The organism is Lysobacter sp. P5_B12, assembly GCF_056400425.1.
Window position 1 is genome coordinate 33,502 of sequence record NZ_JBFULG010000013.1, and the last position, 23,781, is coordinate 57,282.

22 protein-coding genes are annotated in these 23,781 nt (G+C 67.6%); 12 read left to right on the forward strand and 10 right to left on the reverse strand.

Annotation, left to right across the window (positions count from 1 at the left end; all coding sequences use genetic code 11):
- Positions 1-112: 112 nt before the first annotated feature.
- The 3 genes from AC1DOM_RS15885 to AC1DOM_RS15895 form a co-directional block, all read right to left on the reverse strand.
- The gene (locus AC1DOM_RS15885) at positions 113-3,190 is read right to left on the reverse strand and encodes a TonB-dependent receptor (RefSeq protein ID WP_498965036.1); all 3,078 of its coding nucleotides are present in this window, start codon (positions 3,188-3,190) and stop codon (positions 113-115) included.
- A gap of 166 nt (positions 3,191-3,356) precedes the next feature.
- Complete coding sequence (gene ahpD, locus AC1DOM_RS15890) at positions 3,357-3,890, reverse strand: alkylhydroperoxidase, AhpD family (protein WP_498965038.1); 534 nt, start codon at positions 3,888-3,890, stop codon at positions 3,357-3,359.
- A gap of 119 nt (positions 3,891-4,009) precedes the next feature.
- Positions 4,010-4,546, reverse strand: a complete 537-nt coding sequence (locus tag AC1DOM_RS15895) for a peroxiredoxin (RefSeq protein WP_498965040.1) — start codon at positions 4,544-4,546, stop codon at positions 4,010-4,012.
- A 148-nt stretch (positions 4,547-4,694) separates the two neighbouring features.
- Here AC1DOM_RS15895 and AC1DOM_RS15900 point away from each other — a divergent pair, with 148 nt between their 5' ends.
- Both AC1DOM_RS15900 and AC1DOM_RS15905 read left to right on the forward strand, forming a co-directional pair.
- Positions 4,695-5,657 carry a LysR substrate-binding domain-containing protein gene (locus AC1DOM_RS15900; RefSeq protein ID WP_498965042.1) on the forward strand — a complete coding sequence of 321 codons (963 nt, stop codon included), beginning with the start codon at positions 4,695-4,697 and terminating at the stop codon, positions 5,655-5,657.
- A complete protein-coding gene (locus AC1DOM_RS15905; protein WP_498965044.1) occupies positions 5,654-6,286 on the forward strand; it encodes a hypothetical protein in 633 nt (210 codons plus the stop codon). Before AC1DOM_RS15900 ends, AC1DOM_RS15905 begins: the two co-directional genes overlap by 4 nt.
- Before the next feature lie 4 nt (positions 6,287-6,290).
- On the opposite strand, the gene AC1DOM_RS15910 is transcribed toward AC1DOM_RS15905, so the two are convergent.
- From AC1DOM_RS15910 to AC1DOM_RS15925, 4 genes are all read right to left on the reverse strand, one after another.
- Complete coding sequence (locus AC1DOM_RS15910; RefSeq protein ID WP_498965046.1) at positions 6,291-7,193, reverse strand: DMT family transporter; 903 nt, start codon at positions 7,191-7,193, stop codon at positions 6,291-6,293.
- Positions 7,190-7,846, reverse strand: coding sequence for a glutathione S-transferase family protein (locus tag AC1DOM_RS15915; protein ID WP_498965048.1), 657 nt, complete (start codon positions 7,844-7,846; stop codon positions 7,190-7,192). Before AC1DOM_RS15915 ends, AC1DOM_RS15910 begins: the two co-directional genes overlap by 4 nt.
- A gap of 120 nt (positions 7,847-7,966) precedes the next feature.
- Entirely contained in the window at positions 7,967-10,036 is a 2,070-nt protein-coding gene (locus tag AC1DOM_RS15920) for a diguanylate cyclase (protein ID WP_498965051.1), read from the reverse strand.
- A gap of 101 nt (positions 10,037-10,137) precedes the next feature.
- Positions 10,138-10,404 (reverse strand): putative signal transducing protein, encoded by a 267-nt coding sequence (locus AC1DOM_RS15925; RefSeq protein ID WP_498965053.1) that lies wholly within the window; start codon positions 10,402-10,404, stop codon positions 10,138-10,140.
- 139 nt (positions 10,405-10,543) lie between these two features.
- Between AC1DOM_RS15925 and AC1DOM_RS15930 the strand changes: the two genes are divergently transcribed.
- The 5 genes from AC1DOM_RS15930 to AC1DOM_RS15950 all read left to right on the forward strand — a co-directional run bounded on the left by AC1DOM_RS15930 (position 10,544) and on the right by AC1DOM_RS15950 (position 14,813).
- The gene (locus AC1DOM_RS15930) at positions 10,544-12,298 is read left to right on the forward strand and encodes a glutamine--tRNA ligase/YqeY domain fusion protein (protein WP_498965055.1); all 1,755 of its coding nucleotides are present in this window, start codon (positions 10,544-10,546) and stop codon (positions 12,296-12,298) included.
- Entirely contained in the window at positions 12,295-12,552 is a 258-nt protein-coding gene (locus AC1DOM_RS15935; RefSeq protein WP_498965057.1) for a hypothetical protein, read from the forward strand. The genes AC1DOM_RS15930 and AC1DOM_RS15935 overlap by 4 nt, the downstream gene beginning before the upstream one ends.
- Positions 12,552-13,127 (forward strand): nucleoside deaminase, encoded by a 576-nt coding sequence (locus tag AC1DOM_RS15940; protein WP_498965059.1) that lies wholly within the window; start codon positions 12,552-12,554, stop codon positions 13,125-13,127. The genes AC1DOM_RS15935 and AC1DOM_RS15940 overlap by 1 nt, the downstream gene beginning before the upstream one ends.
- A 2-nt stretch (positions 13,128-13,129) precedes the next feature.
- On the forward strand, positions 13,130-14,194 hold the full coding sequence (rlmM, locus tag AC1DOM_RS15945) for a 23S rRNA (cytidine(2498)-2'-O)-methyltransferase RlmM (protein ID WP_498965061.1): 1,065 nt from the start codon (positions 13,130-13,132) through the stop codon (positions 14,192-14,194).
- Between the two features lie 88 nt (positions 14,195-14,282).
- On the forward strand, positions 14,283-14,813 hold the full coding sequence (locus tag AC1DOM_RS15950; RefSeq protein WP_498965063.1) for an EF-hand domain-containing protein: 531 nt from the start codon (positions 14,283-14,285) through the stop codon (positions 14,811-14,813).
- A gap of 56 nt (positions 14,814-14,869) precedes the next feature.
- Here the strand turns inward: AC1DOM_RS15950 and AC1DOM_RS15955 are convergent, their stop codons facing one another.
- On the reverse strand, positions 14,870-16,063 hold the full coding sequence (locus AC1DOM_RS15955; protein WP_498965065.1) for an FAD-dependent oxidoreductase: 1,194 nt from the start codon (positions 16,061-16,063) through the stop codon (positions 14,870-14,872).
- A complete protein-coding gene (gene ubiH, locus AC1DOM_RS15960; protein WP_498965067.1) occupies positions 16,060-17,268 on the reverse strand; it encodes a 2-octaprenyl-6-methoxyphenyl hydroxylase in 1,209 nt (402 codons plus the stop codon). The genes AC1DOM_RS15955 and ubiH overlap by 4 nt, the downstream gene beginning before the upstream one ends.
- Before the next feature lie 69 nt (positions 17,269-17,337).
- Here ubiH and AC1DOM_RS15965 point away from each other — a divergent pair, with 69 nt between their 5' ends.
- The 3 genes from AC1DOM_RS15965 to AC1DOM_RS15975 are packed head-to-tail and all read left to right on the forward strand — an operon-like array spanning position 17,338 to position 19,433.
- Positions 17,338-17,925, forward strand: a complete 588-nt coding sequence (locus AC1DOM_RS15965) for a DUF6580 family putative transport protein (protein ID WP_498965069.1) — start codon at positions 17,338-17,340, stop codon at positions 17,923-17,925.
- A 21-nt stretch (positions 17,926-17,946) separates the two neighbouring features.
- Positions 17,947-18,510, forward strand: a complete 564-nt coding sequence (locus tag AC1DOM_RS15970) for a cob(I)yrinic acid a,c-diamide adenosyltransferase (RefSeq protein WP_498965071.1) — start codon at positions 17,947-17,949, stop codon at positions 18,508-18,510.
- Positions 18,510-19,433 carry a histone deacetylase family protein gene (locus tag AC1DOM_RS15975; protein WP_498965081.1) on the forward strand — a complete coding sequence of 308 codons (924 nt, stop codon included), beginning with the start codon at positions 18,510-18,512 and terminating at the stop codon, positions 19,431-19,433. The genes AC1DOM_RS15970 and AC1DOM_RS15975 overlap by 1 nt, the downstream gene beginning before the upstream one ends.
- 1 nt (position 19,434) lies before the next feature.
- Here AC1DOM_RS15975 and msrB read toward each other — a convergent pair whose 3' ends face one another.
- Complete coding sequence (msrB, locus tag AC1DOM_RS15980) at positions 19,435-19,866, reverse strand: peptide-methionine (R)-S-oxide reductase MsrB (RefSeq protein WP_498965073.1); 432 nt, start codon at positions 19,864-19,866, stop codon at positions 19,435-19,437.
- Positions 19,867-20,073: 207 nt separating this feature from the next.
- On the opposite strand from msrB, the gene lptD reads away from it, so the two are divergent.
- Both lptD and AC1DOM_RS15990 read left to right on the forward strand, forming a co-directional pair.
- Entirely contained in the window at positions 20,074-22,437 is a 2,364-nt protein-coding gene (gene lptD, locus AC1DOM_RS15985; protein ID WP_498965083.1) for an LPS-assembly protein LptD, read from the forward strand.
- A partial coding sequence (locus tag AC1DOM_RS15990; RefSeq protein WP_498965075.1) for a peptidylprolyl isomerase occupies positions 22,434-23,781 on the forward strand: 1,348 nt, incomplete at its 3' end. The genes lptD and AC1DOM_RS15990, both read left to right, overlap by 4 nt.

Below are 23,781 nucleotides of genomic sequence, written 5' to 3' on the forward strand. Positions count from 1 at the left end.
AAGCCGCCGAGAGTACGTCGGGGCACCGGGAAGGACCCATGACGAAAGTCCTAGTGAGCGTGACTCACCCCGCATTGGAGGGCGACCGCACCACGGCCGCCCTCCGGGGTGATCAGAAGCGGTAACGCGCCACGAACTCCACTGAACGCGGGGTCTGGTAGTTCACATCGTTGAGGTAATCCGGACGCGTTGAGGCATCCAGGCGAGTGGTCTGCGATGTTTCATTCCATTCCGTCGCCGTCTGCGCATTCAGGACGTTCAGCACGGTCATCTGCAGGGTCAGCTTCTTCTGCGCCCACGTCGGGGTGTAGGACACGCCCAGGTCAATCGTTTGCGTCCACGGGGTACGCCCTTGGTCACCGCGATTACCGAGGCGATAGCGACGCTCGGTATCGTCGGCCGTACCGATGACGCCATCCGGACCGGCGGCTGCGACCGCGAACTGGCCGTTTGCGTCGGGGCAATAGAAGCTCGATGCGCTGTACAGACCGAGCGTGTCCTCGTCGGGCGCGCCGATGTTGAGGGCCTCGGTGGGGATGAACCCGTAGCAGCTCACCGGACGGCCCGACTGGACCAGCAGGTTCGCACCCACCGACCATTGGTCGCTCAGGTCGTAGGAACCGAACAACTTCAGCGAGTGCCGGCGATCATTCGGCAGGTAGCCGTAGGCGCCCTGCTCGAAGGCCGCGAAGTCGAAGTCCTGCGTCAGGCCTGCGTCTTCCTGCTCGAGCGTGGAGTTGACGTACCCCTCGGCGTTGCCGCGGCTCTTCGCGAATGTATATGAGCCCTGCAGGTACCAGTTGTCGGCCTTCGAACGCTCCCAGAAGAATTCGACCGCGTTGTAGGTCCGCTGGTATTCGGGCAGGCCGAGATAGTGCGCCGGCACGTTGTAGAGCTGGAGCGTGCCGGAGTTGGTCGGATCCAGCGCGATCGTGACATCCTTGCCCGGGTTGGCGATGAAACAGTTCGGCATGTCGATGCCGAAGCCGTCTGCCGCGAAGGTCGGGTTGAAACCATTGTCCGCCGCCCATTGGTTGAAGCCGTTCTTCGAGCAGATGTCGTCCATGCCCGCCTTGATGTCGCGGTGGATCGCGCGCATGCCCAGCATCCAGTTCGGCGTGAGCTGCTTCTGGAAGCCGAGGATGTATTCGTCCTGGTACATCGGGTCGAGGTTCGTCGCGGCCACGGTGCGCGGATCCGGCGGCAACAGCGAGCCGTTGACGGCGGTGGGGTCGACGACGGCACCGATGATCGGCGTGCCGTCGGGGTTCACGCCATCGAGCACGTACCAGGTTTCGGTCGAGTACTCGGTCGCCGAGGCGCGGATATTGGTGTTGCTCGCCACCGGGATGTAATAGCGGCCCGCGTTGCCGAACACCTTGAAGCTCGAATCGCCGAACACGTCCCACGAGAAGCCCAGGCGCGGGGCGAACAGCGTGTCCGATTCGATGAACGTCTGTCCCTGCGCGTTGTTGTTCTCGAAGGTCTCCGCGCGCAGGCCGGCATACACCATCCACTTGTCGTTGACCTGCCAGTTGTCTTCCACGTACGCCGCGTTGTTCACGACGTTGTACGCACCGCTTTCCGAATACGTCGTGCGGTGGCGGACGACGTCGCCCGTCGCCCCGGCACCGAAGATGTCGGACGCGCGGAAATAGCGGTAGTAGTTGCCACCGCTGTACGTGGTGCCGGCGTGCGTCGACTCGAACTTTTCGTGGTCCAGGCCGAAGCGCAGGCGATGGTCGCCCGCCTGCCATTCGGCGTCGATGCGCCAGGCATTGCGGGTGTCCTCGTCAGGTTGGCCCCCGAAGGCGGCGTCGCGAACCGTGAACTGCGCTTCCGTCCAGCACCCTACTTTCCTGAGCGGCAGGCCCGGGGCGCGGCTGTCGTAGATCGCCGGGCAGTCGGCGCCGGGCAACTCCGACTGGAAGTTGTTGACGTTGTTGAGGTAGCCGTATTGCGCGGAAATGGTGAACGAATCCGTGAGATAGCCGGTGTACTTCGCGATGTAGACCTCGCCACCGTTTTCCAGCGTGGAGGTATTGAGCAAGGTGCCGTGCTGGCCCGAGTTCAGAACCCCGGTGGGATTGGCGTAGTGGTGCGTGGTCTGCTCGGACTTGTTGTAGATGCCGGTGAATTCGACGATGTGGCTGTCGGTGATGTTCCAGTCGAGCTTGAGCAAGGCGCTGGGCGAGTCGTTTTTGCGATGTTCGCTGATGTCCCTCCCGTAGATGTCATCGGTATCGTCCTGGCCTTCCACCAGGCCGAACATGAAGAGCTTGTCCTTGATCAGCGCGCCGCCGCCCCAGACGTTGTAGCTCAGGCGATCGGACGTGTTGTCGGAGCGATAGACATACAGCGGATCATTGGTGCCGATGCGCGCAGGATCGCGGCTCAGCACGTCGGTGCCGTTCTCGGCAAGCGAACCCGGGCGCCAATACATGCTCGCCCCGCTTTTCCATTCGTTCGTGCCGCGCTTGGTGACCAGGCCGATCACGCCACCGAGCGAACGACCGTACTCGGCGCCGTAACCACCTGTCTTGACCTGTTGCTCGGCGATCGCGTCGAACGGCAATTCGGCGAACGAGAGGAAGTTGCGGATGTTGGTGACGTCGAAGCCGTTGATGTAATACCCGTTCTCGGCGACCGACGAACCACCGAACGACGCAAGGTTGCCGTTCCCGAGACCGGTGTCGCCGCGCACCGTGCCTGGTGCGAGCAAGGCAACACTGGTCACGTTGCGGGAAATGGGAAGTTGTTCGAGCTGCGCGGCGGTGAAGACCGTCGTGGATTCCACCGACGAGACGTCGACGGGATTGAATGTACTCGCGCCTTCGACGACGACCGTCGCCAGCTCGTTGGCCGCGCGCGTGAAATCCACCTCGCTGCCCGTACCGACCTTGACCTGCACGTCCTTGGTCGCGCCCCCGGAGATGACGCGATAACGGCCGGGCGCCAGCTGCGGAAAGGTGAAGCGACCCGTGGCGTCGGCGGTGATCTCGCGACGCGTACCGGTGTCGACGTTCTCGATCTGGACGGACGCGTTTGCGCTGGTGTCGCCGAAGATCGAACCCACCGAACTTTGTGCGTGGACATTCGTCGCGAAGCAAAAGCCGAGGGCCGCGGCGAGCGCCGTGCGCTGGAACCGGCGCGACAAGGCGCGGCGGGAAACGGGATGACGTTGGTTCATTCCTTGCGTACTCCGGTCGTAGATGAAACCGCGAGGGTTAAGACCCTCTTAACGGTTACCGGACGTTACGTTTCGAAATGACCTGCAGGCAGCGGCGTTAGCCTCGACGTCGCGCCGAGGCTTCAATGGACCAACGGAGAAACTTCTGAGCGTGCAATCCTGTGGATCAGTGCCCAGACTGCTCCAACGTCACCGCAACCGCATGCACCACCGCCGCGATCTTCAGCGCGCTCTGCACGCCCTGCGCGCTGATGTCGTGCATGCGCAGCGTGCGTTCGTGCGAATCCAGGCACGCGCCGCAGCCGTTGATGGCCGACACGGCGAGCGAGGCGAGTTCGAAGGTCATCTTGTCGACGCCGGGGTTGGCCATGATGTTCATGCGCAGGCCCGCGCGCATCGTGCCGTATTCGTCGTTGTGGATCAGGTGGGTGGCGCGGTAGTAGATGTTGTTCATCGCCATGATCGCGGCAGCCGAACGCGCGCCGTTCATTTCTTCCGGCGAAAGCTGCTCGGCGGCGAAGGCTTCGATGGCTTCGACCAGCGGGCGGTGGCGCGCTGCGATCGCGCAGGCCAGCGCGATGACGCGGATGCGCTTGGCGTCCAGGCCGGCGGCGCCGGTTTCGCTCAGCACCGAGTCGAGGTTGAGTTTCAGATCCTTGGCGTAATCGGGGATCGTGTTGCGCAGGTCCTGCAGGTTCATTCCGTGGCTCCGATAAGAACGTGGCCGGGGGATGCCCGGCCACGAATGCCCCGCGCGTTTCGGGGGAGGGAGACGCCGCGAGGGGGCACGGCGCGCGCGGGGCGAAGGGTGTCGCTTTCTCAGGCGACCTTCAGCGTCTCTTCGCCTTGCTTCCAGTTGCACGGGCACAACTCGTCGGTCTGCAACGCATCGAGCACGCGCAGCACTTCTTCCGGGTTGCGGCCGACGGAACCGGCGGTCACGTAGACGAACTGGATTTCGCCGTTCGGGTCGACGATGAACGTCGCGCGCTGCGCCACGCCATCCGAACCCAGGATGCCCAGCGCCGAGGTCAGCTCGCGCTTGATGTCGGCCAGCATCGGGAACGGCAGGCTGTTGAGGTCCTTGTGGTGCGTGCGCCAGGCGTGGTGCACGAACTCGCTGTCGGTCGAACCGGTCAGCAGCTGCGCGTCACGATCCTTGAAGGCCTGGTCGAGCTTGGCGAAACCGGTGATCTCGGTCGGGCACACGAAGGTGAAGTCCTTCGGGTAGAAGAACACGACCAGCCACTTGCCCTTGTACGTCTCGTTGGTGATGTCGACGAACGCGTTGTTCAGGTCGTTCGAGACGGTGGCCTTCAGGTTGAACTGGGGGAACTTGTCGCCGACGGTCAGCATGCAGGAGTGCTCCTAATCGCACAGGGGGTAGGGAGAAACATGGGGCCGCCGGGTGCATTCCCCCAGCGAAGACAGGCAGTCTGCCGTTCGTCGTCTCATACGGCAAGTCGATTGTTTGGATGTTGACGATAGGTATAGGCTATCGTTCATGAACCTCCGCGACCTGCGTTATCTGGTGGCCCTCGCCGACCACAAGCACTTCGGCCGCGCAGCCGAAGCCAGCTTCGTCAGCCAGCCGACGCTGTCCACGCAGATCCGCAAACTGGAGGAAGAGCTCGGCGTCTCGCTCGTCGAGCGCGCGCCGCGCAAGGTCATGCTCACGCCGGCCGGTCGAGACATCGCCGATCGCGCGCGCCGCATCGTGGCCGAGGTCGAACAGATGCGCGAAGCCGCCCGCCGCAGCCGCGATCCCGAAGCGGGCACCGTGCGCCTGGGCCTGTTCCCCACACTCGGTCCGTATCTGTTGCCGCACGTGGTGCCGCGCATCCGCGCGCGCTTTCCGAATCTCGAACTGCTGCTCGTCGAAGAGAAGAGCGATGTCATCCTCTCGCGCCTGCGCGACGGCCGGCTCGATGCCGGGCTGCTCGCACTGCCGGTGCACGACGACCAATTGCACGTGGAATTCCTGTTCGAGGAGCCCTTCCTGCTCGCCGTCCCCGAAACGCACAAGCTCGCCAGGCGCAGCGACCTGTCGCTGAAGGATCTCGCCGACGAACGCCTGCTGCTGCTCGAAGACGGTCATTGCCTGCGCGACCAGGCGCTCGATGTCTGCCAACTCGCCGGCGCAGGCGAAATGCGCGACTTCCAGGCGACGAGCCTGGAGACGCTCCGGCAGATGGTCGCCGCGAATGTCGGCGTCACCTTGCTGCCCACGCTCGCGGTGAAGCCGCCGGTCGCGCGCTCCAACGACATCCATCTGCTGTCCTTCCGCGGCACGCAGCCCAGTCGCAGGATCGCGATGGTGTGGCGCAAGAGTTCGGCGATGGGCGCGTTCCTCGGGCGCCTCGCCGAAATTTTCCGCACGCTGCCGCCGGACTTGTTCACGCCCATGGCGCAGCTCGGGCCGCCACCGGTCAAGCGCGCAGCCGTCGCGAAAGGAAAACGTGCATGAGCCTGCGCAAATGGGCCGTCGTCGTGGTGGTCGTCGTCATCGGCTGGTGGTGGTGGCATCGCACGCCCGAAGCGCCGGCAGCCGTTGCCGGCGCTTCCATTTCGTGCCCCGCGCCGCCGCGCGTGCCCGCCGGCGATGCGCCCCTGCAGAGCCCGGTGCCGGAAGGCTTCGGCGACATCCGCCTGGAGCCTGCGCGCTTGCAGCCGCTCGCGGGCTTCAGCGTCGATGCGCGCGTGCTGTCGCGGGAGGACTACACGCTCGGCCGCGAGGCCGACCTCTCGCCCACCGACCTGGCATTGGGCTGGGGCCGCATGCGCGAAGACACGGTGCTGTCGCAACTGAACATCGACCAGTCGAATCGTTGGTACCACTATCGCTGGCGCGGTGCGCCGCCGATCCCCACGCGCGAAATCATCCGCTCCAGCGCGAACATGCACATGATCCCGGCCAACGCCGATGCCGCGCGCGTGCTGTCGCAGGTGCGCAGCGGCGACAACGTCCGCATCGACGGTTGGCTCGTCGAGGCCGACGCGCCGGATGGATGGCACTGGCGCAGTTCGCTCACGCGCGAAGACAGCGGCAACGGCGCATGCGAAGTCGTCTACGTGTGTTCGATCGCGCGGCAGTGACCGCTCACGCCGCCGCGCGCGTGCCGCGCGTCAGCCCGAGGAAGATGCCCGCCAGCGACAGGCCGAGCCCCGTGATGCCCAGCGCATCCAGGCGCGTGCCGAACAGGCTTGCGTCCCAGACGTAAGCCATCAGCGGCTGCAGCAACAGGCACAGGCCCAACACGCCGGCCGACAACTTCGGCATCGCCCTGCCGATCACCAGCCAACCGCACACCTGCGCGATGAACGCATAGGCGAGCAGCGAACCCCAGTCGGCACCACTGCGCGGCGGCAGCGCTTCGCCACCGGCGAGCGTCATCGGCAGCAACAACAACGCCGTGCACAGGCACATCCACCACAACAGCGATTCGTTCGATGCCCCGCCGCGCGTGGCCTGCGCCTTGCGGAATGCGATCAGGAAGCCCGCATACGCCGCCGCGGTGCCGAGGCCGAACCACACGCCGACGTGGAAGTTTTCATCGAAGTGCGACCAACCCGGCACGAGCATCAGCGCCAGGCCCGCGATCGCGAGCGACAAACCTGCCCACAAACGCCAGCCCCCGTGTTCGCCGAGCGCCAACGCGCCATAAGTGGCGAGCGCGAATACCTGGAAGTTGCCGAGCAAAGTCGCCATGCCCACGCCGACGTACAGGATGCTCCGATGCCACATCCACAGATCGAGCGCGAAGAACACCGCGGCGATGGCGACCAGGCCGAGGACGCGCGGCGTGGGTTTGAACGTCGATGCACCGCGCCGCACGGCGACCGCCAGCACGGGCAACAACATCGCGGTGGCCAGCGCCATGCGCCAGAACGCCGAGGCCGTCGGCCCCATCTCGACCCAGCGGACGAACACCGCCGACGTGCTGATCAGCACCGCGCCGAGCAGCATCGTCGCGAGCGCGCCGCGCGGGGCGGCGGCGGTCATGCGCGGAACTTCTCCGTGTCCTCGAGATATTCGACCTCGGCGAAACCGGCGTCGCGCCATTCCTGCCAGGCCGGCAGCGACTGGATCGCATCGCTGAAGGCGCGCGCCGTGTCGTCCATCGGCACGCCGTAGGACAAAAAGCGCGACACCACCGGCGCGAACATCGCGTCGACGATCGAGAACGCGCCACACAGGAACGGACCACCCTGCCCATGCGCCTGCTTCAATTCGCGCCACAACGCCTGGACGCGCTGGATGTCGCGCTCGCCCTCTTCGTTCCAGCGATAGTTGTCGGGCGTGCGGCGCATGTTCATCGGGCACTGCTTGCGCAGCGCCATGAAGCCCGAATGCATTTCCGCGGCCGCCGAACGCGCCTGCGCGCGTGCCGCAACGTCGGAGGGCCAGCCCTTGCCATCGAGGTATTGCTCGTTGACGTATTCGCAGATCGCCAGCGAATCCCAGATCACAAGCCCATCGTCGTGCAATGCGGGCACGCGCAGGTTGGGCGCCCACTTAACGACGTCCTGCTGGAAGTGCGGCGTATCGAGCAGGATGCGCACTTCATCGAACGCCACGCCGAAGGTGCGCAGCACGAGGAAGGGACGGAGCGACCAGGAGGAGTAGTTCTTGTTGCCGATGACGAGGGTGAGCATGGGGCTCGGGAATGGGGAATTGGGAATTGGGAATTGGGAATAGTACTTCCGTCGCCGTTGCAGCGTCGCCGACACCCGTAACGAATCAACTATTCCCCATTCCCCATTCCCGCTCTTGCTTCACGTGAACACCGCCGGCGCCACGTTCACCCGGTTGCGTCCGCCGCGCTTGGCCGCATACAGCGCCTGGTCGGCGCGCGCGACGGCCGCCGCCGGTTCGTTCTCGCGCGGCAGGCGCGTGGCCACGCCGACGCTGACAGTGATGCGGATCGGCTTGCCTTCGTAATCCAGGCGCACCAGTTCGATCGCCGCGCGGATGCGTTCGCCGAGTTGGCGCGCGTCGTCGCCGTTGCGCCCCGGCAGCACGATGACGAATTCCTCGCCGCCGTAACGGCCCAGCAGATCGGTCGGCTGCAATTCCTTGCGCAAGACGTCGGACACCTGGCGCAGCACCGCATCGCCCGCGGCGTGGCCGTGCGAATCGTTGATGGATTTGAAGTGGTCGATGTCGACGAACAACACCGACAGCAATTGGTCTTCGCGATGCGCTTCGGAGAAGGAGCGCGACAGCCAGAGGTCGATCGTGCGGCGGTTGAAGGTGCCCGTCAGCGCGTCCAGTTCGGCCGAGCGCCGCAAGTTGAGGGCCGCCGCCGCTTCGTCGGCGTGTTGCACCGCCAGGCGGCCGAAGTCGCTGGCGAGCGCGAGTTCTTCGTCGGTGAAACTCGAGCCGTCGCTGCGCTGCAGGAGCAACACCCCCCACGACGGCGGGCGAATCGGCAGCGGCACCACGCCGTGCAACAAGTGCAGGGCCTCGCCGTTGCCGAGCTGCAACTGCACCGGCGCCTGCGTGCGCGCCAGGCCTTTCATCATGCCCATGCGCGTGGCGAGCAGGTCGGTGTAATGCGGTTTGCTCGAAATCGGTTCGGCGAGCAACAGGTCGAAACCGTGGAAGCCGTAGGCGACCAACGCCGCCGATTCCAGGCGCAGCAGCGGCAGCAGGCGTTCGAACACGCTGCGGAACGCCGCCCATTCCAGGTCCCCCGCGGGCAACTCGCGCAGGCGTCGTTGCAGTTGCTGCACCAGGTCCACGCGGGCGGCTTCGCGTTCCAGGCGGCGTTCGCTGTCGCCGCGTGCGAGGCGTTCGCGATCGCGTTCGTCGCGCACGTGCGCGATCCGCCCGATCATGCCGACCGCCACCAGCAACACGCACACCGTCAGCGCGAGTTGCGGTCCATAGCGCACCCAGAACCCGTGGATGCCGAAGGGCATGAACGCGCGCAACGCGAACGCACCGGCGAGGACCAGCACGACGGTGAGCACCGACAAGCTGTTCCAGATGCGGCGGCGCACCGCGACCAGGGCGGTGGCGACGATGTAGGCCATCGTCGCGCCGCCGGTGAGCGCGGCTGCCCACGCCAGCGGCATCGACAGGAATTCCAGTCGCAGCAGCGCGATCGCGGCGAGCCCGAGCGCGACGTAACGCAAGTAATCGCCGGCGCGATCGAGCCTGCGCTGCGCGACTTCCAGTTCCGCATAGCGCTGCGCGAGCCAGGTCGCGGCCGCGCAATGCAACAACTGCAGCGCCCACACGCCCTGCGCGCCCCACAGCGCGAACCAACGCACGCCGGGCCACGCGAACAAATGCCCGTTCGATGCGACGAACCACGCGAACGCCGTCACCGACAAGGCCAGCAACGCGAGATAGATGCGATCGCGCACCGCCGCGAACAACGACAACGCGATGAAGGCGAGCACGGCCAGGCTCGCGTAATTGGCGCCGGCGAGCGCGCTGCCGCGCTGTTGCATTTCGGCCACGGCGGTCGCCGTCTGCGAGGTGGGCCGCAGCCGCACAGGCGCGTGGGTGGACACCATCAGGTCGACGTCTTCCACGCCCGGCGGAAGCTGGAACGCGAAGCCTGTCGGAAACGACGGGCCGTCATCCTCGGGGCGGAAGAAGGACTGCACCGGCGAGCGCCACGTGCCATGCCCCGCGCGGGCTTCCAGCCAGATCTCGTCGACCATCGTCCGCTGCACCCACAGGCGGTCGATGCTGGCGTCCCCGCGGTTCAGGCGCAGGGGAATGCGGACAGGCGTATCGGAGGGCGGTACGCGCACGCTGTCGCCTTCGACCACGCGCGTGACGACGGGCCGATGGGCGACCGCGGCCGCATCGACCGGCAGCAACGCCATTCCCCAGGCCATGACCCAGGCAAGGACGCACAGGACGGCCGCGCGCCCTTCGCCGAAGGCGTTCGCCCTGGCCGACCTTCCCCCGATGGTCGGCCGCGCGTTCAGGTGGCCAATCCCGGCAAGGGAAGTGGGGGCACCTCCGGCGCATCCCCCGACGCGACCGACAGGGCGAGGCCTTCGACCACCGCGCGCGCCTGCGCCCAGTCGGTCTCCAGCACGCAGACCTGCACCAGCCCGAAAACCCCGAGTTCCCCGAGCCCGCCGAGCAGCGCCTCGCCGCGCACGAACACGTGCATGCCCGCCGCTTCCAGTGCGTGGCGCACCAGATGGGCATCGATCACGTGCGCTGCTTCGTACACGACCCGCATACGCGGTCACCCCCGGTTGGAGAACTGTGTCGCAACTTTCATGCCATTCAACGCAAACCGGTGCCTGGACAGGCCGTCGGCTAAACTCGCTGCCCGTCACATTACGCCTGGCTCGCCGGGCCCGCCTCCAGAACCCATCGTGTCCACAGCCCCCGCCCCCCCGGCCGCCGACGCCGCCGACGCCCCGCGCCCCACCGACTTCATCCGGCAGATCGTCCGCGAGGACCTGGCCACCGGCCGCCACGCGTCGATCAAGACCCGCTTCCCGCCGGAGCCCAACGGGTTCCTTCACATCGGGCACGCGCGCGCCATCTGGACCGACTTCGGCATCGCCGCCGAATTCGGCGGCTGGTGCAACCTGCGCCTGGACGACACCAACCCGGTGAAGGAAGACCCGGTGTACGTGGAGGCCATCAAGGACGACGTGCGCTGGCTGGGCTTCGAATGGCACGACCTGCGCCACGCCTCGGATTACTTCGAGGTCCTGTACCTGGCCGGCGAAAAGCTGATCACCCAGGGCGACGCCTTCGTCTGCGACCTCACCGCCGAGCAGGTGCGCGAATACCGCGGCACGCTGACCGAGCCGGGTCGCAACTCCCCGTATCGCGACCGCAGCGTCGAAGAAAACCTCGACCTGTTCCGCCGCATGCGCGCCGGCGAATTCCCCGATGGCGCGCGCACGCTGCGCGCGAAGATCGACATGGCCGCCGGCAACATCAACCTGCGCGATCCGGCGCTGTATCGCATCAAGCACGCCGAACACCACCAGACCGGCAACACCTGGCCGATCTACCCGATGTACGACTACGCGCACTCGCTGAGCGACGCGGTCGAAGGCATCACGCATTCGCTGTGCACGCTCGAGTTCGAAGACCATCGCCCGCTGTACGACTGGTGCGTGGACAAGGTCGACCTCGCGCACCACCCCGAACTGGTCGCGCCGCTCACCGGCAAGGGCCTGCCCTTCGAAGCGAGCAAGCCGCGCCAGATCGAGTTCTCGCGCCTCAACCTCAATTACACCGTGATGAGCAAGCGCAAGCTCATGGCGCTGGTGCAGGACGGCCTGGTCGAGAGCTGGGACGACCCGCGCATGCCGAGCCTGCAGGGCATCCGCCGCCGCGGTTACACGGCATCGGCGCTGAAGCTGTTCGTTTCGCGCCTGGGCCTGTCGAAGCAGAACTCGCTGATCGATTTCTCGGTGCTCGAGAACACGTTGCGCGAAGACCTCGACGCGCATGCGCCGCGCCGCATGGCGGTGCTTGCGCCGTTGAAGTTCGTGCTCACGAACCTGCCCGAAGGCCACGAAGAGACGCTGCGCTTCGCCAACCATCCGAAGGACGAAACGCAGGGCGAGCGCGAGATTCCGTTCTCGCGCGAGCTGTGGATCGAGCAGGACGACTTCGCCGAAGTCCCGCCGAAGGGTTGGAAGCGCCTGGTGCCCGGCGGCGAAATCCGTTTGCGCGGCGCGGGCATCGCGCGCGTGGATGAAGTGATCAAGGACGCCGACGGCAACGTGGTCGAATTGCGCGGCTGGCTCGATCCCGAATCGCGCCCCGGCATGGCCGGCGCCGACCGCAAGGTGAAGGGCACGATCCACTGGGTCAGTGCGAAGCACGCGGTCGCAGCGGAAGTCCGCCTGTACGACCGACTGTTCAGCGTCCCCGATCCCGACGACGACACCGACGGCAAGACCTACCGCGATCACCTCAATCCCGAATCGCGCACCGTCGTGCGCGCCTGGGTCGAACCGGCCGCCGCGCTCGCCGCGCCCGAGCAGAATTACCAGTTCGAACGCCTCGGTTACTTCGTGGCCGATCGCCGCGACCACCGCAGCGACGCGCCGGTGTTCAATCGCAGCGTCACCTTGCGCGACAACTGGGCGACGAAGGGATGAACGCGCTGCGCCTGCCCATGCTGTGCGCGTGCATGGCGCTCGCCGCCTGCGCCGCGCCGGCGGCGCAGGATCCTTCGCAACAGCTGCCGCCGCCGCAGCGCGTTGCGGACATGACGTGCAAGGTCGATGCGGATTGCAGCGCGAAGCCCAAGTGCGTCGGCACGCAATGTCGCTGCGTGCAAGACAAATGCATCGCCAAGCGCGAAGCGATCGATCCCGTGATCGATCCCGCGCCAGCCTCGTCGGTGCGCTGATGCTTTACGCGCAGGTCCACCTCACCTTGCCGGCCTGGGTGCACGACGCGGTCGACACCACGCGCACCTATGCGAGCGATGCCGACAAGGTCGCGCTGGCGATCGATCTGTCGGCGCGCAACGTCGAAGCACGCACCGGCGGCCCGTTCGGCGCGGCGGTCTTCGGGCCCGACGATCGCATCATCGCCGTCGGCGTGAATCGCGTGGAGCCGCATGCGTGCTCGGTCGCGCACGCCGAAATCATGGCGTACATGCTCGCGCAACAACGCATGCAACGCATGCGTCTCAACGAATCAGCGCCCGGCGAAGGCGCAGGCCCCATCGTGCTCGCGACCTCCGCGCAGCCGTGTTGCCAGTGTTACGGCGCGACCTTCTGGGCCGGCATCGATGCCTTGCTCATCGGCGCGCGTTCGGAAGACGTCATGCGCCTGACCGAATTCGACGAAGGCCCCTTGCCGAACGACTGGGTTGGCGAACTCGAACGCCGCGGCATCGCCGTCACCCGCGACCTGCATCGCGACGCCGCGTGCGACGTGCTGCGCCGTTACGGCGCGTCCGGCGGCGCGTTCTACTGAGCGTGGAAGCCGAACGCGCCAACGGACTGCTGTGCTATTGCCGCCCCGGTTTCGAACCGGAGCTGGCCGCCGAGCTCGGCGAACGCGCGGCGCAGGCCGGCGATGCCGGTTGGGCGCGCGCGGAACGCAACACCGGCTTCGTGCAATTCTTCAGCACGCAGGGCCACGCACTCGCACAGGCACTGCCCTTGCGCGACATCATCTTCGCGCGGCAGAAGCTGCGCCTGCTCGCGGATCTGCGCGGGCTCGACGCAAAGGACCGCATCACGCCGATCGTGGCGGCCCTGTTCGAACGCGCGGCCTTCGGCGATCTGATCGTCGAACATCCCGATTCGGATGAAGCGCGCCAACTCGCCGGCCTCGCGCGCAGCTTCGGCAACGCATTGCGGCCGGCCTTGCGCAAGGCGGGCTTGTTGACGGCGCAGGCCGACGTGGCCTTGCCCAGCCTGCATGTGTGCTTCCTCACCGGCGACCACGTGCTGCTCGCCAGCGGACATCCGCGCGATGCGTCGCCCTGGCCCCTGGGTATCCCGCGTTTGCGCACGCTGCAGGACGCGCCGTCGCGCTCGGCATCCAAACTCGACGAAGCCTTCCTCGTCCTGCTCGAACCCGACGAACGCGCGCGCTGGCTGCAGTCGGGCATGCGCGCGGCCGATCTCGGCGCCGCGCCCGGTGGTTGGACCTGGGTGCTCACGCGACATGGCGTGCGCGTCACCGCGATCGACAACGGCCCGCTGCGCCAGCACGTGCTCGACAGCGGCCTGGTCGAACACTTGCGCGCCGACGGCTTCCAGTGGCAACCGCCCAAGCCGCTCGACTGGATGGTGTGCGACATGGTCGAGTCGCCCAAGCGCGTCGCCGCGCGCATGGCGCAATGGTTCCGCGAAGGCTGGTGCAAGCACGCGGTGTTCAACCTGAAGTTGCCGATGAAGAAACGCTGGGACGAAACACGCGAGTGCCTGGCCTTGTTCGAACAGCAGAGCCAGCGTCCGTTGCGCATCCGCGCCAAACAGCTCTATCACGACCGCGAAGAGATCACGGTCTTCGCGATGGCGCGCGGCAGCTGAACGGCGGCGATCGGCGGTCGCGTGAATTGACGGGCGTTTGATCCCCGCGCTCCTACGGTCGCGCAATCCATCGCAGGGAGTGCTCGCAATGACCCGCAAGACCCCGTTGTTCCTTGGTTTGCTCGCGGCGCTGGCGATCGCGCCGGCCTTCGCGCAAACCACCACCACGCCGCCGCCGACGGATCCGCAGACGCAGCCGATGCCGCCCATGCCGCCGACGCCGCCGACTCCACCCACGCCGCCGACACCCGCGCCCCCGATGCCGCCGACGGATCAACCGCCGATGCCGCCGGCTGCGCCGATGCCGCCTCCGTCCGGTGTCCCCGCGCCGCCGGAAGCGCCGACGCCGCCGCCTCCGCCGCCGGGCGCACCGATGCCGCCGGCTGCACCGCCTCCGCCGCCGGGCGCGCCGGTGAGCGTGCATGAGCACGCGCCGGATTCGATTTCGTCGAACTACAAGGTCGACTGGAGCGCGCTCGACAAGAACGGCGATGGCAGCGTCAGTCGTGCTGAAGTCCGCGCGAGCGGCAACGACGACTTGATGCGCGAATTCCACGTGGTCGACACCAACCACAACGGACGCCTGTCCAAGGAAGAAATGAAGGGCTGGTTGCAGTAACCAGGTGTTGCGACCCGGGAACGAAAACGCCGGCATTTGCCGGCGTTTTCGTTGGATCACACCCCTGCGGCGTGTCGCCAGAGGGCATGCGCCAGCGGCGGCATCTTGCCGGCCAGGCCCAACAACGGGCCGCGCAGCAGCGTGGTGGCCATGTCGTCGTTCGAGAACAATGCATTGATGGCGCTGAAGGCGTGCGCGTTGGTGGCGTTCTCGCTGCGACGCGCACGTGCCCAACGCGCGATGCGATGCGGCGCGGTCCAGTCGGTGCGTCGTGCGCTGGCGTCTTCGATCGATTGCACCAGGGCGCATACGTCGCGCAGACCGAGGTTCACGCCCTGCCCCGCCAGCGGATGCACGACGTGCGCGGCGTCGCCCAGCAGCAGCACGCGGCCCTTGGCGTAATCGTTCGCGAGTTGCCGGCGCAGCGGGAAGGCCGCGCGCGTGGAATGCAGCTTCAGCGCGCCGAGGCGATGTTCGAAGGCGTTGGTGAGTTCGAGGCCGAAGGCGTCGGTGTCCAGTGCGAGCAGGCGTTGCGCTTGGGCGTCGGGCAAGGTCCACACGATCGAGCTCAGGTGCTCGCCATGGTCTCCGGGCGTACAGGGCAACAGCGCGAGCGGGCCGCCCGGCAGGAAGCGTTGCCACGCGGTGTCTTCGTGCGGGCGTTCACTCGCGATGTACGCGACGATGCCCTTCTGCGCGTAATCGTGCAGGTCCGTCTCGAACCCGGCCATCGTGCGCACGGCCGACTCCGCGCCGTCGGCGGCGAGGACCACGCGCGCATCGAGCGTCACGCCATCGTCCAGTCGCACGCGCACGCCTTCGTCGTGCGCTTCGATCCCTTCGGCGCGCGCAGGTGCCTGCACGCGCACGCCGGCGGCGGGCAACGCGTTCCACAAGCGGTCGACGAGGAGATTGTGTTCGACGATCCACCCGAGTTCGGCGCGCGCGAGCGTGTCCGCGTCGAATGCGAATTCGCCGCCGCCCGCCGCGTCCCACACACGCATGCGGCGATAGGGTTGGAGGCGCGCTTCGCGCACGCCGCGCCACACGCCGATGCGATCGAGCAGCGCGGCGTTGTCGGGTGCGAAGGCATAGACGCGCAGGTCGCGCTTGGCAGGCGACCACGCGGCGGGCACATGCGCTTCCAGCAGCGCGACCTCGAGCCCCTGCTTCGCCAACGCAAGCGCGGCGGCGCATCCGACGACGCCGCCGCCGACGATCACCGCATCCAGGCGTCCGCGACGGCTCATGCCTCGCCCCTGCACAGGCGCGGCACGTCGCCGCGATAGCCCAGTGCGCCGCCGACCAGTTGCGCGCGCAGCGCCGGCAGATGTTGCACGGCGCCGAACCCGAGGCTGCGCAGCGGGCGCATCGCTGCGCCGTCGTTCGCCGTCAGGCGCGCGAGGCCGCCGGAGAATTGCAGCGTGCGTTCGCGATCGTCCGCGCGACGCCGCGCGTGTTCGGCGAGCAGCGCCGGCTCGCCCGCATCGCCGCCGGCTTCGATCAATTCGGCGAGCGTCAACGCATCGCGCAGGCCCAGGTTGAATCCTTGCGCGCCGATGGGATGGAGCGTCTGCGCGGCGTTGCCGACGATCGCCGCACGCTGCGCGGTCAATGCGTGCGCGACGACCTGCAAGATCGGATACGCGCTGCGCGGGCCGCTCGACAGCAGTCGTCCGACGCGCCAGCCGAACGCTGCTTGCAGGCGTTCGAGCCACGCCGTTTCGGGTAGCGCCGCAACGGCGTCCGCTTCGACGCGCCCAACGCCATGCACGACGCCGAAATGCCCATCGCCGCGCGGCAACAGCGCCGTCGGGCCGTTCGCGCCGAAGCGCTCGTAGGCGGTGCCGTCTGGCGCACGTTCGGCGCGGATGCGTGCGACGAACAGGGTCTGCATGAAATCGTGTTCGTCGGCGCCGATGCCCAATGCGTCGCGCACGCCGCTGCGCGTGCCGTCGGCGCCGACGAGCAATTGCGCTTCGATGGCATGCGCGTCGCCCTGCGCGTCGCGCAAGTGCAGGACGCGCGCGTCTTCACCCATCGACGTGCCTTCGAAGCGCATCGGGCGAAACCGCGTCACGTGCGTGCAGGCAGTCAGACCTTCTTCGAGCGCCAGGCCGAAATCGCGCGCGACGACGACCTGGCCGAAGGCCTCGCGACCGTGTTCGGCGGCATCGAGCACCACGCGCCCGAAATCGCCGGCGCGGCTGACATGGATGCGACGGATGAGCCCGACGGGCGCGCGCAGGCGTTGCAGCACGCCCAGCGCGCGCAAGCCGTGGACGGTCGCCTCGGCAAAGCTCAGGTTGCGTTCGTCGAACACGGCCGGCGGTGCGCCAGGCGGTGCGGCCTCCACCAGCGCGACGCTGCGGCCGATGCGGTCCAGCGCGATGGCAAGGCTTGCGCCCACGAGCCCGCCGCCGACGATCGCCACATCGAAACGGGGGGTGGGCATGGGCGCAGGAGGTCCGTGGGGGCGGGTGGAGTATGCTAACGGTCCATCCGCTCCATCGCCCGTCAACGCATGAATCGCGAGCCTTCTTCTTCCGCCGCCATCGCGCCCGGTCCCATCGCCCTGGCCGGCCTGATCCTGATCGCCGCGCTGACGCGCCTTTTGCCGCATCCGCCGAACTTCTCGCCGGTCGAGGCCATCGCGCTGTTCGGCGGTGCCTACTTCGCCGCGCGCAAGTGGGCGGTGCTGGTGCCGCTGGCGGGCATGTTCGTGTCCGACCTGGTGCTCGCGCAGCGGATGGGCGGCTCGTATGCCGAATACTTCTCCACGCCGAGCTTCTGGATCGTCTACGCGTGCATCGCGCTGACCACGCTGCTGGGCTTCGGCCTGCGCGGCAAGGTGACCGGCGCGCGCGTGCTGGGCTATTCGCTGGCCGGCTCGGTGCTGTTCTTCCTGGTGAGCAACTTCGGCGTGTGGCTCACCGCACAGATGGTGCCCGGCTACCCGGCGTGCACGACGGGGATCGTCCCCTGCTACGTGCAGGCGCTGCCCTTCTTCCAGTGGACCGTGCTCGGCACGTTGTTCTACTCGGCGCTGCTGTTCGGCGGGTTCGCGCTGTTGCGCCGCCACGTGCCGGCGCTGCGCGCGCAGACGGTCTGATCGCCCTGCCGACGCGCGTCGATGGGCAATCGCCTCAGCAAGATCTACACCAAGACCGGCGACGACGGCACGACCGGTCTCGGCGACGGCACGCGCGTGGCCAAGGATTCGGCGCGCGTTGCGGCCTACGGCACCGTCGATGAAGCCAACTCCGCGATCGGCCTGCTGCTCGCCGCACCCATGCCGGCGCCGCAGGGCGAGGCCATCGCCGCGCTGCTGACGACCGTGCAGCACCAGTTGTTCGACCTGGGTGGCGAGCTGTGCATCCCGGGGCATGCGGCGATCCAGGAAAGCGACATCGATGCGCTCGAACGGCACCTGGATGCCTTCAACGATCCGCTCCCGCCGCTGAAGGATTTCATCCTGCCCGGCGGCGGCGAAGCCGCGGCGCGTTGCCATCTTGCGCGCACCATCGTGCGCCGCGCCGAACGCGAAACCGTTACCCTCGCGCGCCACGACGCCGTGCGCGGCGAAGCGATCCGCTACCTCAATCGCCTGTCCGACCTGCTGTTCGTGCTCGCGCGCGTGCTGGCGCGCGACTCGGGGCACGGCGAAGTGCTGTGGAAACACGAGCGCCGCAAATGATGCAGGCCTGGACCCACCCGGCGTGCCTGGCGCACGACACCGGCCCGGGCCACGCCGAACGCCCCGAACGCCTGCGCGCCGTGCTCGATGCGCTGCACGCCGCGTTCCCCGCACTGGATTGGCACGAAGCGCCGCGCGCCACGCGCGGCCAGTTGTTGCGCGTGCATACGCCGGAATTGATCGCCACCGTGCTCGATACACAGCCCAGGGCGCGCGTGCACCTGGATGCCGACACCGTGCTCTCGCCCGCGTCGGCCGAAGCTGCGTTGCGCGCGGCCGGCGCCGCCGTCGCCGCGACCGATGCGGTGTTGCATGGCGGTGCCACGCGGGCGTTCTGCGCCGTGCGTCCGCCCGGCCACCACGCGACGGGCGACGTGGCGATGGGCTTCTGCCTGTTCAACAGCGCCGCGGTGGCCGCCGCGCACGCCATCGAACACGGCAAGCTGGATCGCGTGGCGATCATCGATTTCGACGTGCACCACGGCAACGGCACGCAGGCGATCTTCGAACACGACCCGCGCGTGCTTTACCTCAGTTCGCACCAGTCGCCGCTGTATCCGGACACCGGCTACGTCGAAGAACGCGGCGACGGGAACATCTTCAACGCGCCGCTGCCGCCCGGTTCGGGCGGCGAAGGTTTCCGCGCTGCGTGGCGCGAGCGCCTGTTGCCCGCGCTGGAGGATTTCCGCCCGCAACTGGTGATCGTGTCCGCGGGCTTCGACGCCCACTGGCGCGATCCGCTCGCGCAACTGCAATTGCAGGCCGACGATTACGCCTGGCTCACCGGTGAACTGACGGCCATCGCCGGCCGCCACGCGTGCGGCCGGGTGGTGTCGTTGCTCGAGGGGGGATACGACCTGCAGGCGCTCGCCGAATGCAGCGTCGCGCACGTGGCGGCGCTGTCGGGCCTGACGCAGGCTTGATCTAGCCGCCGCCCACTTCGGCGACGGGGTGGAAGTCCAGCGCGGCCGAATTGATGCAATAGCGCAGGCCGGTCGGCTTCGGGCCGTCGGGGAAGACGTGGCCCAGGTGCGAATCGCAGCTCGCGCAGCGCACTTCGACGCGACGCATGCCATGCCCTTCGTCGACATGCTCGGTCACCGCGCTCGGCGAGACCGGTTCGAAGTAGCTGGGCCAGCCACTGCCCGAGTCGTACTTGGCGTCGGACAGGAACAGCGGGGTGCCGCAGGCCACGCACGTGTAGACGCCGTCGGCCTTGTGGTCCCAGTACTTGCCCGTGAAGGCGCGTTCGGTGCCCGAACAGCGGCACACGGCGTACTGCTCCGGCGTCAGCTGCTCGCGCCACTGCGCGTCGCTCCGGGTCTGCGCGTTGGTCGGCCGGGCGGTCTTGTCCATCTGGAGGCTCCTCGCAAGGGGGCGGCTCGCGCAGAGTTTGGCGTCTGCGCGGTCGCGGGGTGTTCAGGGGAAGTGAAACGGTGCGGAGGCTTTATTCCTGCCTGCCCGGAGAGATACGCGCCGATGGCGCGAATGGATGCGTGCATTGCCCGTTCCGGGGCCATGCGTCATCCTGCCCGCCGACTCAACGCAACGACCGGGATGTCCGTGCGCTCCAGCCTCCGTCCGTCCACCCTCGCCCTGTGCATCGGCCTTTCGCTCACCGCGCAGGCCCGGGCCCAGTCGATGGAGGACATGCCGCTCGATTTTTCGCTTTGCCCCGTGCGTGATGCGATCGCGCCGTTCGACGACGTGCCCGCCACCGGCATCAACATCGGCACGCGCGCCACGGCGCCGACCCAGGTCGAGGGCGACACGCTCTCGGGCACGACGGTCACGCCCCAATTCGAAGGCAACGTCGCGTTGCGCCGCGGCGACCAGTTCCTCGGCGCCGACCGCCTGCAGTACGACACCGACACCGAGCGCTACATCGCCGAAGGCAACATCCGCTACCAGGACACCGCGATGCGCCTCACCGCGCAGCGCGCCGAAGGCAACCAGGCGACCGACGAACACAAGATCGAGGACCTGAAATACCAGTTGGTCTCGCGCCGCGGCAACGGCGAATCCTCGGAGATCGACCTGCACGGCCAGCAGGCCGTGCTGTACGACTCCACGTATTCGACCTGCGATCCCCGCGACCGCCACTGGGAACTGCGCGCCAAGCGCATCGACGTGGATTCGGCCGAAGGCTTCGCCACCGCGCACAACGCCATCCTGCACGTCGGCAAGGTGCCGGTGCTGTACGTGCCGTGGTTCATGTTCCCGATCGACGATCGCCGCCGCACGGGCCTGTTGTTCCCGTCCTTGTCCAATTCCGATCGCAACGGGCTGGACTACAAGCAGCCGATCTACATCAACCTGGCGCCCAACTACGACATGACGCTGTACCCGCGGATCATGACCGCGCGCGGGTCGATGCTCGGCGCCGAGTTCCGCTACCTGCACGAAGACGGCATGGCGACGATCTCCGGCGCCTACATGCCCAACGACAAGCTGCGCGAAGACGAGCCGGGCTTCGGTTCCCGCGGGTATTTCGCGGCCAACGGCTACCGCAACCTGTCGCTGAACTGGCAGACGCGCGTCAACATCATGCACATCAGCGATCCGCGCTATTTCGAGGATTTCAACAACTCGATCCAGGGCATCGCCGCATACAACGCGCACAGCGACGTCGGCCTGTACGGCCGCGGGCGCAACTGGACCGCCGGCCTGATGGCCGACACCTACCAGCTCGCCGACTACACGCTGAGCGAATCCAGCCTGCCCTTCGACCGCGTGCCGCGCGCCTACGCGTCCTACCAGTGGCGCGACACGATCTTCGACATCGGCGTGGATGCCGAAGCGGTGCGCTTCGAAAAGGATGCGGCCTTCATCTCGCAGCCGGGCCGGCCGGGCGTGCCGCGCGAATTCGGTTCGGGCGGCGGCTCGCGCCTGGACATCAAGCCCTACATCTCGCTGCCGCTGGAAGGCGCGGCCTGGTTCTTCAAGCCCACGCTGGCGTGGCGCTACACGGCCTACCAGGTCGACGAGGACTTCGCGCGCGCCACGCGCGTCGCGCAATCGCCGACGCGCAGCGTGCCGATCGGCAGCATCGACGCGGGCCTGTACTTCGACCGCGCGACCACCCTGGACGGCAAGTCCTACCTGCACACCCTCGAACCGCGCCTGTTCTACTTGAACGCGCCCTACCGCAATCAGGACGACCTGCCGGTCTTCGACACCGGCGCGCTCACCTTCAGCTGGGGCCAGTTGTTCCGCGACAACCGCTACTCCGGCGCCGACCGCCAGGCCGATGCGAACCAGCTCACCCTCGCGCTCACCACGCGCCTGCTGCGCGAGTCCGACGGCAAGGAGCGCTTGTCGGCCAGCCTCGGCCAGATCAAGTATTTCGACGACTCGCGCGTCGTGCTCCCGCGGGAGCTGCCGATCGAAAAGGGCCGCTCGGCGTGGGTGGCCGACGTGGGCTGGGCGCCGAGCGACCGCTGGAACCTCGGCGCGTCGTACCAATGGAACCCGAAGGAGCGCCAGAAGGACCTGTTGAGCGTCCGCGGCCGCTACATGCTGCCCGACGACGGCATCGTCAACCTGTCCTACCGCTTCCGCCGCGACGTCTCCGAACAGGCCGACTTCTCCTTCCTGTACCCGATCAACCCCACCTGGAGCGTGGTCGGCCGGCATTACTACTCCATCGCCGACAGCAAGCCGTTGGAACAGATCCTCGGCGTCCAGTGGGACAGCTGTTGCATCGCCATTCGGTTGGTCGGGCGCCGGTACGTGCACAATCGCGAAGGCGATCTCAGCCGGGGCATCCTGCTGGAGATCGAACTGAAAGGCCTCGGTTCGGCCGGTCAGGACACACGTAAAACGCTGCGCCGGGCCATCCTTGGCTACAATCGCGGCGATCTGTACCTGGTCCCGCCGGAAACCGCCGTGGGCCAGCCCCCTGAGGACCCGGATCCCACGCCATGACCCTATCGTTCCGTTCCGCCGGCCGCCGTCTGGCCGGTGTCTTCGCCGTCGCCCTCGCGCTGGCGCCTCTTGCCTACGCGCAATCGCTGGTGCCCATCGACCGCCCGGTCGCGATCGTCGAGGAAGACGTCGTGCTGCGCAGCGAGCTGGACCACGCGGTGGCCAACATCAAGAACCAGTACGCCGACCACCCCGACCAGCTGCCGCCGCAGGATGTGCTGGAGCGCCAGGTCCTCGAGCGCCTGATCCTCAACAAGCTGCAGACCAAGCGCGCGCTGGATTCGGGCATGAAGGTGAGCGACCAGGACGTGGACGCCGCCCTGGGCCGCATCGCCGAAGGCAACAGCCTCACCGTCGACCAGCTGCGCGCGCAAGTGACGCAGGGGCAGACGTGGGAGGAGTTCCGCCGCTCGGTCCGCGACGAGATCATGATCCAGCAGCTGCGCCAGAGCTTCGCGCAGAGCCGCGTGTCGGTCAGCGAAGCCGAAGTCGAAGCCGCCGTCGCCGCGCAGGCCAACAACCAGCAGTACCACCTCGCCAACCTGCTCGTGGCCATCCCCGATGGCGCGACGGCCGAGCAGATCGCGACGGGGCAGAAGAAGATCGAAGGCATCAAGGCCCTGATCGACAAGGGCGAGATGGATTTCGCCGCGGCGTCGGTGCGCTATTCCGATGCGCCCAACGCGCTGGAAGGCGGCGACCTGGGCTGGCGCGGGCTGGATGAAATCCCGCCGACCTTCGCCAACGTGATCCGCACGATGCAGGCCGGCCAGGTCATCGGCCCGATCCGCGGCCCGAGCGGCTTCCAGTTGGTGCGGCTGGTCGAGCAGCGCGACGCCGCCGCGGCGGCCGAGCCGGTCACCGAATTCCATGCGCGCCACATCCTCGCGCTGATCGACGACAAGCATCCCGAATCCGCCGCGCGCCAGAAGATCGAAACGCTCTCGGCGCGCCTGGCCGGCGGTGCGGACTTCGAAGCACTCGCCAAGAGCGATTCGGAAGACGCCCAGACCAAGGCCGAAGGCGGCGACCTGGGCTGGTTCGCGGCCGATCGTTACGGGACGACCTTCGGCAGCCAGCTTGCGGCGCTCTCCGATGGCGGCGTGTCCAAGCCCTTCCGCACCGATGCCGGTTACCACATCGTGCAGCGCATCGGCACGCGCCAGGGCACCAACAACAAGACCCAGCGCGCGCAGATGCGCGAAGCAATCGGCCGTCGCAAGCTCGAGGACGAATACAACCGCTTCCTCCGCGAAATGCGCGGCGAAGCCTTCGTCGAACTGCGCCTGKCACCCACGGCCACCGGCGAGCAGCCGGCGGCCGGCGCTGCGCCCGCGGCGGCTC

What these genes read in the sequence shown, in the direction of transcription:
- AC1DOM_RS15885 (WP_498965036.1), bottom strand. Translation starts at nt 3,190, where the DNA reads ATGAACCAACGTCATCCCGTTTCCCGCCGCGCCTTGTCGCGCCGGTTC.
- AC1DOM_RS15900 (WP_498965042.1), top strand. Translation starts at nt 4,695, where the DNA reads ATGAACCTCCGCGACCTGCGTTATCTGGTGGCCCTCGCCGACCACAAG.
- msrB (WP_498965073.1), bottom strand. Translation starts at nt 19,866, where the DNA reads ATGGACAAGACCGCCCGGCCGACCAACGCGCAGACCCGGAGCGACGCG.
- AC1DOM_RS15955 (WP_498965065.1), bottom strand. Translation starts at nt 16,063, where the DNA reads ATGAGCCGTCGCGGACGCCTGGATGCGGTGATCGTCGGCGGCGGCGTC.
- AC1DOM_RS15940 (WP_498965059.1), top strand. Translation starts at nt 12,552, where the DNA reads ATGCTTTACGCGCAGGTCCACCTCACCTTGCCGGCCTGGGTGCACGAC.
- AC1DOM_RS15910 (WP_498965046.1), bottom strand. Translation starts at nt 7,193, where the DNA reads ATGACCGCCGCCGCCCCGCGCGGCGCGCTCGCGACGATGCTGCTCGGC.
- AC1DOM_RS15905 (WP_498965044.1), top strand. Translation starts at nt 5,654, where the DNA reads ATGAGCCTGCGCAAATGGGCCGTCGTCGTGGTGGTCGTCGTCATCGGC.
- ubiH (WP_498965067.1), bottom strand. Translation starts at nt 17,268, where the DNA reads ATGCCCACCCCCCGTTTCGATGTGGCGATCGTCGGCGGCGGGCTCGTG.
- AC1DOM_RS15965 (WP_498965069.1), top strand. Translation starts at nt 17,338, where the DNA reads ATGAATCGCGAGCCTTCTTCTTCCGCCGCCATCGCGCCCGGTCCCATC.
- AC1DOM_RS15915 (WP_498965048.1), bottom strand. Translation starts at nt 7,846, where the DNA reads ATGCTCACCCTCGTCATCGGCAACAAGAACTACTCCTCCTGGTCGCTC.
- AC1DOM_RS15950 (WP_498965063.1), top strand. Translation starts at nt 14,283, where the DNA reads ATGACCCGCAAGACCCCGTTGTTCCTTGGTTTGCTCGCGGCGCTGGCG.
- AC1DOM_RS15970 (WP_498965071.1), top strand. Translation starts at nt 17,947, where the DNA reads ATGGGCAATCGCCTCAGCAAGATCTACACCAAGACCGGCGACGACGGC.
- AC1DOM_RS15925 (WP_498965053.1), bottom strand. Translation starts at nt 10,404, where the DNA reads ATGCGGGTCGTGTACGAAGCAGCGCACGTGATCGATGCCCATCTGGTG.
- AC1DOM_RS15975 (WP_498965081.1), top strand. Translation starts at nt 18,510, where the DNA reads ATGCAGGCCTGGACCCACCCGGCGTGCCTGGCGCACGACACCGGCCCG.
- AC1DOM_RS15895 (WP_498965040.1), bottom strand. Translation starts at nt 4,546, where the DNA reads ATGCTGACCGTCGGCGACAAGTTCCCCCAGTTCAACCTGAAGGCCACC.
- ahpD (WP_498965038.1), bottom strand. Translation starts at nt 3,890, where the DNA reads ATGAACCTGCAGGACCTGCGCAACACGATCCCCGATTACGCCAAGGAT.
- AC1DOM_RS15935 (WP_498965057.1), top strand. Translation starts at nt 12,295, where the DNA reads ATGAACGCGCTGCGCCTGCCCATGCTGTGCGCGTGCATGGCGCTCGCC.
- AC1DOM_RS15920 (WP_498965051.1), bottom strand. Translation starts at nt 10,036, where the DNA reads ATGGCGTTGCTGCCGGTCGATGCGGCCGCGGTCGCCCATCGGCCCGTC.